This is a genomic window from Falsiroseomonas sp. HW251 (genome assembly GCF_050563545.1).
Taxonomy (GTDB): domain Bacteria; phylum Pseudomonadota; class Alphaproteobacteria; order Acetobacterales; family Acetobacteraceae; genus Falsiroseomonas.
Map to the genome: position 1 here is coordinate 1 of NZ_JBNXUM010000007.1, position 12,013 is coordinate 12,013.

The 12,013-nt window shown below is 70.7% G+C and carries 17 protein-coding genes; 9 read left to right on the top strand and 8 right to left on the bottom strand.

Annotation, left to right across the window (positions count from 1 at the left end; all coding sequences use genetic code 11):
• The 4 genes from ACLF3M_RS09885 to ACLF3M_RS09900 all read left to right on the top strand — a co-directional run.
• Window positions 1–493, top strand: a 493-nt coding sequence (locus ACLF3M_RS09885; RefSeq protein WP_430656748.1) for an SH3 domain-containing protein, incomplete at its 5' end; no start/stop codon positions are given.
• Entirely contained in the window at window positions 490–792 is a 303-nt protein-coding gene (locus tag ACLF3M_RS09890) for a nitrile hydratase (RefSeq protein ID WP_430656749.1), read from the top strand. The genes ACLF3M_RS09885 and ACLF3M_RS09890, both read left to right, overlap by 4 nt.
• Entirely contained in the window at window positions 789–1,070 is a 282-nt protein-coding gene (locus ACLF3M_RS09895; RefSeq protein WP_430656750.1) for an SH3-like domain-containing protein, read from the top strand. The genes ACLF3M_RS09890 and ACLF3M_RS09895 overlap by 4 nt, the downstream gene beginning before the upstream one ends.
• 2 nt (window positions 1,071–1,072) lie before the next feature.
• On the top strand, window positions 1,073–1,654 hold the full coding sequence (locus ACLF3M_RS09900; protein ID WP_430656751.1) for a nitrile hydratase subunit alpha: 582 nt from the start codon (window positions 1,073–1,075) through the stop codon (window positions 1,652–1,654).
• Window positions 1,655–1,693: 39 nt separating this feature from the next.
• Here ACLF3M_RS09900 and ACLF3M_RS09905 read toward each other — a convergent pair whose 3' ends face one another.
• Entirely contained in the window at window positions 1,694–3,316 is a 1,623-nt protein-coding gene (locus ACLF3M_RS09905; protein WP_430656752.1) for an ABC-F family ATP-binding cassette domain-containing protein, read from the bottom strand.
• 212 nt (window positions 3,317–3,528) lie between these two features.
• Entirely contained in the window at window positions 3,529–4,239 is a 711-nt protein-coding gene (locus tag ACLF3M_RS09910; RefSeq protein WP_430656753.1) for a class I SAM-dependent methyltransferase, read from the bottom strand.
• A 77-nt stretch (window positions 4,240–4,316) separates the two neighbouring features.
• On the opposite strand from ACLF3M_RS09910, the gene gloB reads away from it, so the two are divergent.
• Genes gloB through ACLF3M_RS09925 form a run of 3 tightly spaced genes read left to right on the top strand, consistent with a single transcriptional unit; the run spans window position 4,317 to window position 6,272 of the window.
• Window positions 4,317–5,057 carry a hydroxyacylglutathione hydrolase gene (gloB, locus tag ACLF3M_RS09915; protein WP_430656754.1) on the top strand — a complete coding sequence of 247 codons (741 nt, stop codon included), beginning with the start codon at window positions 4,317–4,319 and terminating at the stop codon, window positions 5,055–5,057.
• Between the two features lie 7 nt (window positions 5,058–5,064).
• On the top strand, window positions 5,065–5,670 hold the full coding sequence (locus ACLF3M_RS09920) for a glutathione S-transferase (RefSeq protein WP_430656755.1): 606 nt from the start codon (window positions 5,065–5,067) through the stop codon (window positions 5,668–5,670).
• The gene (locus ACLF3M_RS09925; protein WP_430656756.1) at window positions 5,667–6,272 is read left to right on the top strand and encodes a class I SAM-dependent methyltransferase; all 606 of its coding nucleotides are present in this window, start codon (window positions 5,667–5,669) and stop codon (window positions 6,270–6,272) included. Before ACLF3M_RS09920 ends, ACLF3M_RS09925 begins: the two co-directional genes overlap by 4 nt.
• Window positions 6,273–6,281: 9 nt before the next feature.
• Here the strand turns inward: ACLF3M_RS09925 and yddG are convergent, their stop codons facing one another.
• The 4 genes from yddG to phbB form a co-directional block, all read right to left on the bottom strand.
• Window positions 6,282–7,127 carry an aromatic amino acid exporter YddG gene (gene yddG, locus ACLF3M_RS09930; RefSeq protein WP_430656757.1) on the bottom strand — a complete coding sequence of 282 codons (846 nt, stop codon included), beginning with the start codon at window positions 7,125–7,127 and terminating at the stop codon, window positions 6,282–6,284.
• A gap of 276 nt (window positions 7,128–7,403) precedes the next feature.
• Window positions 7,404–7,793, bottom strand: coding sequence for a carboxymuconolactone decarboxylase family protein (locus tag ACLF3M_RS09935; protein ID WP_430656758.1), 390 nt, complete (start codon window positions 7,791–7,793; stop codon window positions 7,404–7,406).
• Window positions 7,790–8,431 (bottom strand): YciI family protein, encoded by a 642-nt coding sequence (locus ACLF3M_RS09940; RefSeq protein WP_430656759.1) that lies wholly within the window; start codon window positions 8,429–8,431, stop codon window positions 7,790–7,792. The genes ACLF3M_RS09935 and ACLF3M_RS09940 overlap by 4 nt, the downstream gene beginning before the upstream one ends.
• A gap of 135 nt (window positions 8,432–8,566) precedes the next feature.
• Window positions 8,567–9,289, bottom strand: coding sequence for an acetoacetyl-CoA reductase (gene phbB, locus ACLF3M_RS09945; RefSeq protein ID WP_430656760.1), 723 nt, complete (start codon window positions 9,287–9,289; stop codon window positions 8,567–8,569).
• A gap of 391 nt (window positions 9,290–9,680) precedes the next feature.
• Between phbB and ACLF3M_RS09950 the strand changes: the two genes are divergently transcribed.
• Both ACLF3M_RS09950 and ACLF3M_RS09955 read left to right on the top strand, forming a co-directional pair.
• The gene (locus ACLF3M_RS09950) at window positions 9,681–9,854 is read left to right on the top strand and encodes a hypothetical protein (RefSeq protein WP_430656761.1); all 174 of its coding nucleotides are present in this window, start codon (window positions 9,681–9,683) and stop codon (window positions 9,852–9,854) included.
• Window positions 9,855–9,993: 139 nt separating this feature from the next.
• A complete protein-coding gene (locus tag ACLF3M_RS09955) occupies window positions 9,994–10,293 on the top strand; it encodes a hypothetical protein (protein WP_430656762.1) in 300 nt (99 codons plus the stop codon).
• Window positions 10,294–10,320: 27 nt separating this feature from the next.
• Here the strand turns inward: ACLF3M_RS09955 and metW are convergent, their stop codons facing one another.
• A complete protein-coding gene (gene metW / locus ACLF3M_RS09960; protein WP_430656985.1) occupies window positions 10,321–10,920 on the bottom strand; it encodes a methionine biosynthesis protein MetW in 600 nt (199 codons plus the stop codon).
• A gap of 120 nt (window positions 10,921–11,040) precedes the next feature.
• A complete protein-coding gene (locus ACLF3M_RS09965) occupies window positions 11,041–12,012 on the bottom strand; it encodes an isopenicillin N synthase family dioxygenase (RefSeq protein WP_430656763.1) in 972 nt (323 codons plus the stop codon).
• Window position 12,013 lies beyond the last annotated feature (1 nt).

The window sequence follows — 12,013 nt, forward strand, 5'->3', positions numbered from 1 at the left end:
TGCCCAGCCCGCGCCGCCGCCGGGGCCTCCCCCCCTGCCCCCGCCTTCGACCGGCTCGGTCAGCGGCCTGCCGATCCCGCGCTTCGCCTCGCTGCGCTCGGACCAGGTCAACATGCGCGTCGGGCCCAACACGACCTTCCCGATCGAATGGACCTTCCAGCGGCGCGACCTGCCCGTGATGATCGTCGGTGAGTTCCAGGTCTGGCGCCGCATCCGCGACGTGGACGGCGCCGAGGGCTGGGTGCACCAATCCACCCTCGCGGGACGCCGCACCGTGCTGGTCAAGCCGCCCGCCAATGCCGAGGAAGCCGTGCTGCGCCGCCGGCCCGAGGAAAGTGCGAGCCCCGTCGCGCGGCTGCGCGGAGGCGTGATCGCACGGGTGCGGGAATGCGACGCCAGTTCCGCCTGGTGCGAGGTGCAGGTGCAGGGCATGCGGGGCTATGTGAAGCGCGGCGACACCTGGGGCCTGCTGCCGGAGGAGGAGGTGAAATGAGCGACGTCGGGACACCGCCGCCGGCAACCCATGACCTGGGCGGCTCGCTGCGCTTCCGCTGCACGCCGGTCGAGCCCGACGACGAGGCACCGCCCGATCCCTTCGGCAAGCGCGTGGACGCGCTGCGCCAGCTTCTCGCGGCCAAGGGGCTGATGACGGTGGACGAGCTCCGCCGCGGTGTGGAGGCGATCCCCGAGGCCGACTACCACGCGCTCGGCTACTACGAGCGCTGGCTGCGCTCGATCTCCTCGATCATGGCGGAGAAGGGCGTGGTGGACGCGGAGGCGCTGAAGCCATGAGCTTCGCACCCGGCACGAAGGTGCGTGTGAAGCGCGACTTCCCGGAGCTGCGCGGGCCCTGCCACATCCGCACGCCGCATTACGTCCGCGGGCTGTCGGGCGTGGTGGAGCGGCCGCTCGGCTCCTTCGCGAACCCCGAGGACCTGGCCTTCGGCCGGCCGGCGGCGACGGTGCCGCTGTACCACGTGCGCTTCGACCAGCCCGCCCTCTTCAATGAGGGCGCGCAGGGCGACACCCTGCTGGTCGAGATCTTCGAGCATTGGCTGGAGGCGCGATAACCATGGCTGCTCCGCCGACCGCAGAGAGCATCGCGTTGCTGGAGCGCTTCGTCGCCGCGCTGAAGGCGAAGGGCGTGGTGACCGAGGAGGAGATCGCAGACCGCATCGAGCGCACCGACCGCGCCAGCCCCGAGATCGGCGCGCGCATGGTCGCGCGAGCCTGGACCGATCCCGCTTATCGCAAGCTGCTGCTGGCGGATGGCAGCGCGGCGGCGGAGCAGGCCGGCGTGTCCATGGCCGGCATGCCGCCGCTCGGCGTGCTGGAGGATACGCAGCGCGTGCATCACCTCGTGGTCTGCACGCTGTGCTCCTGCTATCCGCGCGCGGTGCTGGGCTATCCCCCGCATTGGTACAAGTCGGCGGCGTACCGCGCCCGCGCGGTGCGGGACCCCCGTGGCGTGCTGGCGGAATGGGGGACGGTGCTGCCGGCGGGCGTCGAGGTGCGCGTCGTGGACAGCACCGCGGATTACCGCTGGATGGTGCTGCCGCAGCGGCCGGCCGGGACCGAGGGCTGGGATGCGGAGAGGCTCGCGGCGATCGTGACCCGCGATCACCTGGTCGGCGTGGCGCTGCCGGGGGTGTAGCGGCGCGACGCCGCGCGGACGTGGCGCGGCGACGGTTTGTCAGCTCCTCAGGCCCGGCGCTTCCTGGCCGGTGCGCGCGACATACTCGGTGTAGCCGCCGTCATACTGGTGGATGCCCTCGGGCGTCAGTTCCAGCACCCGGTTCGACAGCGCGGCCAGGAAGTGCCGGTCGTGCGAGACGAAGAGCATCGTGCCCTCGTACTGCGCGAGTGCGGCGATCAGCATCTCCTTCGTCGCCATGTCGAGGTGGTTGGTCGGCTCGTCCAGCACCAGGAAGTTGGGCGGGTCGAAGAGCATCTGCGCCATCACCAGCCGCGCCTTCTCCCCACCCGAGAGCACCCGGCATTTCTTCTCGATCTCGTCGCCGGAGAAGCCGAAGCAGCCCGCCAGCGCGCGCAGCGATCCCTGGTTGGCGCGGGGGAAGCGGTGCTCCAGCGATTCGAAGACGCTGTCGTCGCCGTCCAGCAGCTCCATCGCGTGCTGCGCGAAATAACCAAGCTTCACGCTGGCGCCGAGCGTCACGGTGCCTTCGTCCGGCTGCGTCGCGCCGCAGACCAAGCGCAGCAGCGTGGACTTGCCCGCGCCGTTCACGCCGAGCACCGCGCAGCGCTCCTTCCGCCGGACCAGCAGGTCGAGCCCCTCGTAGATCGGACGGCTGCCGTAGCGCTTGTGGACGTTGCGCAGATTCGCGACGTCGTCGCCCGAGCGCGGCGCCGGCAGGAAGTCGAAGGCGACGGCCTGGCGGCGCTTCGGCGGCTCCACGCGGTCGATCTTCTCGAGCTTCTTGACCCGGCTCTGAACCTGGGCCGCGTGCGACGCACGGGCCTTGAAGCGCTCGATGAAGTTGATCTCCTTGGCCAGCATCGCCTGCTGGCGCTCGAACTGCGCCTGGAGCTGGCGCTCGTTCAGCGCGCGCTGCTGCTCGTAGAAGGCGTAGTCGCCGGCATAGGTGGTCAGGCTGCCGCCGTCGATCTCGATGATGCGGTTGACGATGCGGTTCATGAACTCGCGGTCGTGCGAGGTCATCAGCAGCGCGCCGTCATAGCCGGTCAGGAAGTTCTCCAGCCAGATCAGGCTTTCGAGGTCGAGGTGGTTGCTCGGCTCGTCGAGCAGCATGACGTCGGGGCGCATCAGCAGGATGCGGGCGAGTGCGACGCGCATCTTCCATCCCCCGGACAGCGCGCCGACGTCCCCGTCCATCATCGCCTGGCTGAAGCCTAAGCCCGCCAGGACCTCCCGCGCGCGGCCCTCCAGCGCGTAGCCGCCGAGCGCCTCGAAGCGGGCCTGCACCTCGCCGAAGCGCTCGATGATGGCGTCGAGATCGTCGGTCTGGTCGGGGTCGGCCATGGCGGCCTCGAGTTGCGCGAGCTCGGCCGCGACCTCGCTGACGGCGCCGGCGCCGTCCATGACCTCGGCGACCGCGGGGCGGCCTGCCATCTCGCCGACATCCTGGCTGAAGAAGCCGATGGTGACGCCGCGCTCGACGATCACCTGGCCCTCGTCGGGCTCCTCCTGCCCAGTGATCAGGCGGAAGAGGCTGGTCTTGCCGGCGCCGTTGGGCCCGACCAGGCCGGTCTTCTCGCCCTTCTGGAGCGCGGCCGAGGCCTCGATGAAGAGGATGCGCGTGCCGGTCTGCTTGCCGATGTTGTCGAGACGGATCATGGACCGGGCTTATGCCACGCCAGGCACGCCGCGGCAGGCCCGGCGGGCGGGCCCCTGCCCTGCCGGGACGGGATGGCCCGGGTGGTATTGTCTTCTGCCCTCAAGCGGCGGGCGCGGCCTCCGCCCGCTTGCCTCGCGCCATTGGGCGCGGGCCGCATTCGCGGCCTCAGCCGGCTTCGCCGGCTGCAGGTCGGCCAATACCGCCGTTGGTATCAGGCCGGCGAGGCGACCATGACCTGGCGCTCGACCTCGACCGCGCCGGCGGGCATGGCGGCAAAGATGTCCTTGGCGGCCTCCACGACGAAGACGCCGGCCAGCCGCGGGCAGAGCACCCGCCCCATCCCTTCCAGCGCCGGCGCGGCGGCACCGAGGAAGCGCAGCCCGTAGGGCGGGACGAAGAGCGCGGCCTCCCGCCGGTCGGCGCGGAACAGGTGGCGTGCGAGCAGGCGCTCGATCTGGCCGCGGGAATAGGGCTGGCCGTGGCCGAAGGGCGTGCGGTCCAGATGCGCCCACATGCCGACGCGGTTCGGCACGACCAGGATCAGCCGCCCGTCGTCGCGCAGCACGCGCCAGACCTCCCGCAGCAGGCGCCGGGCGTTGTCCGCGGCCTCGAGCCCATGGACCAGCAGCACGCGGTCGAAGCTCGCATCCGGCAGGGGCAGCGTCTCCTCCGCCGCCAGCAGGGTCGGGCCGACCGGGCGGGCCAGGTCCTGCGCGCCGGGAAGATGGGCGGGAACGAGCGCGATGCGCCGCGTCGCCTCGGGCCAGAGGCCGAGATAGGGCGCAGCCCAGCCGAGGCCGAGCACGGACTGGCCGGGCAGGCGCGGCCAGAGTGCCGCCAGGCGCGCCGCCACGAGCCGCGCCGCGGTCTCCCCGCCGCGCGAGCCGTAGAAGGCGCTGAGGCCGTGGACCTCGATCGTCATGCCGGGCAGATATAGGACCATCCGGCGCCGCATGGCATGGTCTTCGGCAGCGGGAAATCGTTCGAGGAGGTTGGCCGATGTCGCTGAGGGTCGAGGCGGTTCCCTGCCTCCAGGACAACTACCTGTGGCTGCTGAAGGACCAGGCGACGGGCGCGGTGGCGATCTGCGACCCCGCCGAGGACCAGCCGGCGATCGCGGCCGTGGAGGAGCTCGGCGGCGGGCGGCTGGACCTGATCCTGCTGACCCACCACCACGGCGACCACGTGAACGGCGTGCCTGGGCTGAAGGCGCGCTACCCGCGGGCGAAGGTTGTAGGCGCGGCGCTGGACGCGCACCGGCTGCCACCGCTGGATGTCGTGGTGAAGGAAGGCGACGTGGTGCCGCTGGGCGCCGCGCAGGCCGAGGTGCTGCACCTGCCCGGGCACACCACCGGGCACATCGCCTATCACTTCTCGGCCGATCATGTGCTGCTCTGCGGCGACGTGATCTTCGCGCTGGGCTGCGGCCGCCCGCTGGAGGCCGGCGGCATGGAGGCGCTGTGGCATTCGCTGCGGCGCGTGGCCAGGCTGCCGGTGAACACCAGGCTCTGCTGCGGGCATGAATACACCGAAGCCAATGCGCGCTTCGCGCTGCACCTGGACCCCGACAACAGGGCGCTGAAGGCCGAGGCCGAGGCCGCCGGCGCGCTGCGCGCGGCGGGCCGCCCGACGGTGCCGACGACGTTGGCGCAGGAGCTGGCGGCGAACCCGTTCCTGCGCGCACGCGACCTCGCGGAGTTCACGGCAAGGCGCGAAGAGAAGAATCACTTCAAAGGCTGAGACCTCGATGACGATGAAGCTGCACCACGCCCATGCCAGCCCCTTCGCCCGCAAGGTGGTGGCCTGCGCCATCGCGCGCGGGATCGACGACCGGATCGAGCTGGTCCCGGTGAACCCGCATGTCTCGCCGGAGGCGCTGCTGAGGCACAACCCCCTGTCCAAGGTCCCCTGCCTGGTGCTGGAGGATGGCACGGCGGTCTACGACAGCCCGGTGATCTGCGAATACCTCGACAGCGTGGGGGAGGCGAACGGGCTGTTCCCATCCTCCGGCACGCCGCGCTGGGTGCGGATCAGCGTGATGCATGCGCTGGCCGACGGCATCATGGATGCGGCGGTCGCGCGGCGGATGCGCGCGGGGAAGCCGGTGGACGAGACGCGCGCGGCCTTCCTGGACCGGCAGAAGGCGGCGGTGGCGCGCGGCCTCGCGCGGCTGGAATCCGATCCGCCGAAGGGGCTGGCGGATATCGGCGCGATCGCGGTGGCCTGCGCGCTGGGCTACCTGGATTTCCGCTTCGCCGACGAGCCCTGGCGTGGGGCGCATCCGGCGCTCGCGGCCTGGTTCACCGAGGTGTCGAAGCTGCCGCCGATGGCGCGCACCGTTCCCGTGGGATGAGCACGTCGCTCGCCTGGGACGAGCGCTTCGCGGGCGGCGACTTCCAGTTCGGGGAGGCGCCGAACCGCTACCTGCAGGCGCTGCGGCCCTGGTTCTCGCCGGGGATGCGCGCGCTGTCGCTCGGCGATGGCGAGGGGCGGAACGGCGTGTGGCTGGCGGAGCAGGGGCTGCGCGTCACGTCGCTCGACTGGTCGGGCGTGGGGATGGCGAAGGCGGCAGCGCTGGCCGCGCGGCGCGGCGTGGCGATGGTCACGATCGTCGCGGATGCCGCTTCCTGGGACTACAGGGAAGGCGCGTTCGACCTGGTGGCCTGGATCTACCTGCACCTGCCGCCCGCCGACCGCGCGGCGGCGGCGCGCGGCGTGGTGCGCGGGCTGGCGCCGGGCGGGCTGCTCGCGCTGGAATGCTTCACGCCGGCGCAGCAGGGACGGCGCAGCGGCGGGCCGAAGATGGTCGAGCTGCTGTGGTCGCGCGCGATCGTGGAAGACCTGTTCGGCACGCTCGAGGTGCTGGAACTGCTGGAAGGCACGGTCAGCCTGGACGAGGGACCTCGGCACCAGGGCCCAGCCGAGGTGGTGCGGGCGCTGCTGCGGAAAGCCTGAGCGCCGGGGCTACCGTGCCCGCGCCGCGATGAAGCCGCCCCCGGCGACCATCAGCGTGGCGGCGAGGACGCGCAGCGACAGCGCGCCCTCTCCGGCGAGGATCAGCAGCAGCGTGGACGCCACCGGCACGGCATAGGCCAGCGTCCCGAGCAGGCGCGGATCGCCGCGCTTCATGCCGACATCCCACAGGAAGAAGGCGGCGCCGACGGGCCCGAGGCCGAGCACGACCAGCGCCAGCCATTCGCCCGCGCTCGGCGCGACGGTGGTCTCGAACACCAGGTGCAGTGCGGCGGCGAGGGCCGCGGTCGCCAGGCAGAAGCCGGCGACGGCTTCGGTCGGCACGCGGGCCAGGCGCGGCAGGCCGGCGGTGACGGAATAGACCGACCAGACGACGGCGCAGCCCAGCGCAGCGAGGAAGCCCGGGATTGCCTCGGGCGGGAAGGACGCGCCGGGGCCGACGATCAGCAGGCAGCCCGCGAAGCCGAGCGCGACGCCGCCGATGCGCGCGGGGCCGAGCCGGAGGCCGCGGATCGGCGCCGAGAGCAGCACGATCAGCAGCGGCCAGAGATAGTTGATCAGGTTGACCTCCACCGCCGGGGCGAGGGCAAAGGCGAGGAAATAGAGCGCGTGGTAGCCGAACAGCCCGCCCACGCCGTGGATCCAGGCGATGGGCGGCTGCGCCAGGGCGCGGGCCTGGCCGCGGGCCAGCACGACCAGCAGCGCGACGCCGCCGCCGATCGCGAAGCCGATCGCCGTCAGCTGCAGCGGCGGGATGCCGGCGGCGAGCCGCGACAGCAGCGCGAGGAAGGCCCAGAGGATCAGCGCGCCGCAGCCGGCGAGCGTGGCGGGGGACATGGGGAGGGCTGATAGCGGCGCGCGCCGAACCCGCCCAGCCCGGCGGCGTTGCCCCAGCCATGAAGGGATCGCCTCGCAGCCTGTTCCTGTCTGGCGCCAACCGCGCGGTCGGGTGGTGGATGGGCCATGCCGCGAATGCGGTCAGACAGGCCCAGTCGGCATGGCTGACGGCCGCGACGAAGGCCGCGAAGCCGGCGCCGAAGCGGCAACGAGCGTCGCCGAAGAAAAGGTCGCGCTGACCCGCACCCCGCCCGCAAGCAGGGATGATCCGCGGCGTTAGACGTCGAACTGCGGATCGACCGGGACGCGCATCGCTTGCGCCAGGCGGTTCGTCTCGCTCGCGATGCCGATGATCGCCAGCAGTTCGCCATGCTGGACCTCGGTCATGCCCTTGGCCTTCGCCGCGGCCGTATGGCTGGCGATGCAGTAGTCGCAGCCATGCGCGACGGAAACCGCGAGGTAGAGCATCTCCTTCACCAGCGGATCGAGCGCGCCGGGTGCCATGACGGCGCTGAGGCTCTCCCAGATGCGCTTCAGCGTCGGCGGGTGCACCGCCAGCGCCTTCCAGAAATTGTTGACGTCGGGCACGCCCCGCGCGGCCTTGATGGCATCGTAGACCGCGCGGACCTCCGCCGGCGCGTCAGCGTATTCCACCAGCGTCGTCATGCACGCGGCAGCGGACGGTAGGGCAGCGGGCGCAGCAGCGTCCCGTACCACGTCATCTCGCGCCAGACGCCCTGCTGCACATAGGGATCGGCGGCCCAGAAGCGCTGCGCCGCCGCGTGGTCGGCGTGGCGCGTGACGGCGACGGAGCCGCGCATCGTGCCCGCCTCGTCCAGGATCGCGCCGCCCATCAGCAACGTGCCGTCCTCGGCGATCGAGCGGACGCGGTCCAAATGCACGGGCCGCGCGGCGAGGCGGCGGGCGGCGGCGCCCTCGTCGGTGCCGTCGCGCGCGACGACGATGGTGTGGCTGCGCGGCCCGGGCATGGCGCTGCCGGGCGAGGGCCAGGGCGCATAGGGCAGCGGGGCGATGCGGAAGGGATGGATATCGGTCCGCTTCCACACGCCCGAGGTCGCGAAGGGCTCGGCGGCGAGATAGGCGTCGAGCGCGGCGCGGTCGCCCTCGATCACCATCAGTGAGCCGAGGCTCTGCGCGTTCTCGTCATGCAGCGGCAGGCCGAGCAGCAGCCGCCCGTCCCGCGCCGCCGCGGTGATGTGCGCGACATGCGCATCCCGCGCGGACATGCGCCGCGCGGGGGCTTCGGCATCCGTGCCGTCGAAGGCAATGATCAACCAGGTCATTCGGAGGAACCTCGCAAGCCCAAAAGGCCCCCCGGAATCCTGCCGCGGCTTTGCCGTGGCAGGTGGCGCCATCAACGCAGGAAGAAGCGCCAATCCGGGGCCCCCATGACAACGCAACGCGTTGTCATGGGGAATTCAGTACATATGCTGCCCGCCGTTGATGGAGAGCGTGGAGCCCGTGACGAATTCCGCATCGTCGGCGGTCAGGAACACGACGCCGCGCGCGATGTCCTCGGCATGGCCGAGGCGACCGATCGGGATGCGCGCGATGATCTTCTCGAGCACCTCGGCCGGCACGGCGCGCACCATCTCGGTGTCCACGTAGCCCGGCGCGATCGCGTTCACCGTGATCTTGTTGCGCGCGCCTTCCTGCGCCAGCGCCTTGGTGAAGCCGTGGATGCCGGACTTGGCCGCGGCGTAGTTCACCTGGCCGAGCTGGCCCGCCTGGCCGTTGACGCTGCCGATGTTGACGATGCGGCCGAACTTGCGGGCGTTCATGCCGTCCCACACGGCCTTGCACATGTTGTAGCAGCTGCCGAGGTTGGTATCGATCACCTGGTCCCACATGTCGCGCGTCAGCTTGCGCATCATGGCGTCGCGGGTGATGCCGGCGTTGTTCACCAGGACCTCGATCGGGCCGACCTCGGCCTCAATCTTCTGCACGGCGGCCTGGCAGGCTGCGAAGTCGCCGACGTCGAACTTGTAGCAGGGGATGCCGGTGCGCTCGGTGAAGGCCTTCGCGGCCTCGTCGTTGCCGGCGTAGCTGGCGACGACCTTGCGGCCCGCGGCCTGCAGGGCCTCGCTGATGGCGGCGCCGATGCCGCGCTGTCCCCCGGTGACCAGTGCCACGCGTGCCATGTGGTTTCCTTCCCTTGATCCCAGGCTTGCGGCGCGCTCCATGCGCCAACCCCCTTTTCGCAAGCCTCGCCGGGCGAGGCAAACGTCGCGCGCCAGCGTGACGGTTCGGGGGGTTGATGTGGATCAAGGAAAGGTGTGGCGGTGCGGCGCAGTCTCTTGGCCGTCCCGAGGTGCAATGCGCCGCACGGACGTTCCTGGACGTTTCCTCCCTCAACTCCCACCCGGCGGGGCTCCCGCCGGGTATTTTTTTGGATCAGGGGAGCTCGGCTGCAATCATTGGTTGAACATTGCGCGGAGCGATTGCGTCTTCACGCCGGCGTGATGATCGTGCGATGGAAGGCTGCCGCACCGCTTGGGGTGCCGGGGGCTTGTGAAACGATAGGACCATCAGATGCGCGTGAAGACGACCGAGGACAAGCCCTGCGACCGTTCGGCGCTGCTGTTGATGCTGGCCTATGTCGAGGCGGAGTGCCGTCGGCTCGGCGCGGAGGCGGCCGCGCAGCACGCCGCGATGGCCGCGGCGCTGGTGCCGGGCGACGGCGCGGCGCGCTTCGTGGTGCATTGAGCTTGGGCCGGCGTGACCCTGCAGGCATCCTGTCGGGTGAAGTAAAGTAGATTTCTTTGCGGGCCCACGATCGCTAGCCTCCGTTCCGCGCCGCCGCTCCGCGGCGGCGCCCGCAACCAAGGAAAGGGAGGATCGGGCGATGCCCGTGATGAGCTTCACGCGGTGGAAGAGCCGCGAGCAGGAGCTGATGCGCGAGGAAGCCTCGGCGGCGAAGCAGCACATGATGAAGGCCGGGGCGCAGTCCGTGGAGATGCACCGCTTCCACAGCGGCGCCTTCATCGGGGAATGGCTGGTCGTCGCGCGCTATGCGAACTGGGAAGCCTATGGCAAGGCCCAGGACGCGCTGACCGGCGACGCCAAGTACCAGGCGCTGCTGAAGCGCGTGATGGAGAAGGCCGAGCTGGTCGGCCGCAGCGTGCTGGTGGACCAGGCGATCTGACGGAGGGCGCCGGCTCCGCGCCGGCGCTCAACCCTTCCGCAGCAGGAAGAGCCCCTGCTCGCCGAACAGATTGGCCAGCCACGGCGATCGCTTCCACGGGCTCTTGAGCCCCTTGTCGTCCACCGCCAGCCAGCGCTCCACGACATAGCCCTCACGCGCGCAAAGGTCGAAGAAGTCGCGGATCGTGCAGGGGTGGATGTTCGGCGTCTCGTACCACTTGCGGTCCCAGGTCTCGTTGTCCGGCATCCGCCCGCTGGTGAGCAGCTTCCAGCGGAGCTGCCAGTGGCCGAAGTTCGGGAAGGAGACGATGGCGTGCCGCCCGATGCGCAGCATCTGGCGCAGCACCTCGCGCGGGCGCTCCACGGCCTGCAACGTGCGCGACAGCACGACGTAGTCGAAGGCGTCGTCGGGATAGAAGGCCAGGTCGGCGTCGGCGTCGCCGTGGATGACAGGCAAGCCGGCGGCGACGGCCTCGGTGGCTTCCGCCATGTCGATCTCGATGCCGCGCGCATCGGCGCCCTTCTCGCGCGTGAGGTGCTCGATCAGCGCGCCGTCGCCGCAGCCGATGTCGAGCACGCGCGCGCCAGGCTCGACCATCTCAGCGATAAGCCGGAGATCGAGCCGCATGTTCTTCGCGACGAAGCGCACCTCGCCCGGGGCGTCCGGCACTGGTCTTTCCGTTCTGGTTGGCTGGCGAGGTGATCTAGTCGGACCGGGCGGCGGGGTCCAGGGGAGGCGACGCTGCCCCTAGTTGATCACCGCCGCCGTCGGCGCCGCCTCCTGCCAGGATTTCCGCTGCGCCATGAAGTTCCGATAGACCTGCTCGCCCGCCACGATCGGCTCGAAATCCGGGCCGGCCGGCGCCTGGCCGACCAGCGTCATGGGGTCGATGCGGGTGTGCCAGGACGGGTGGACGAAGAGCGGCATGGAATAGCGCTCGCGGCCCGAGGCATTGAACACCTTGTGCAGCGCCGCCTGGTAGCGGCCGTTCGTCCAGCGCTTCAGCAGCTTGCCCACGTTGATCACCATCGCGTCCGGGTTCGGCACGACGGGCAGCCAGTCGCCGGCGGGGCCGAGCACCGACAGGCCCCCGTTCATGTCCTGCACCAGCAGCGTGATCAGCCCCTGGTCCTCATGCGGGCGGACGCCGATGTCGGTGACCTCCGCGACCTTCTCAGCGGGCGGGTAGTGGATGATGCGCATGTTGGAATAGCTGGCCTTCGAGGCTTCCGCGAAGAAATCCTCGGCAACGCCGAGATGCATGGCGGCGGCGGCCAGGATCCGCTGCGACAGGCCATACATCGCGGTATAGTAGGCCTCGAGCCGTTCGCGGAAACCCGGCATGTCGGGCCAGGGCGTCGCGGCATAGAGCGGCAGCTTCAGCAGTTCCGGGTCTTCCGGGCGCCAGAGGTGGCCGACGCTGTAGGCCTCCTGCCCGTTGGGCTTCCTCGTGGCCTCGGCGATGCCGTCGAACATCGGGATGAAGCCGCGGTTGGTCCTGCGGTCCTGGACCTGGCGCTTGAACTCCTCGGGCTTGTCGAAGAAGGCCTCGGCCGCGGCGAAGGTCGCGTCGATCGTCTCCTGCTTCACGCCATGACCGACGAGTTGAATGAAGCCATAGCGCTCGAAGGCCTCGCCGAGCGACTGCGCGACGGCCTGGCGCTGGTCCGGCGTGCCGGAGAGAAAGGGGCTGAAGTCGAGCGTGGGGATCGCGTCCATG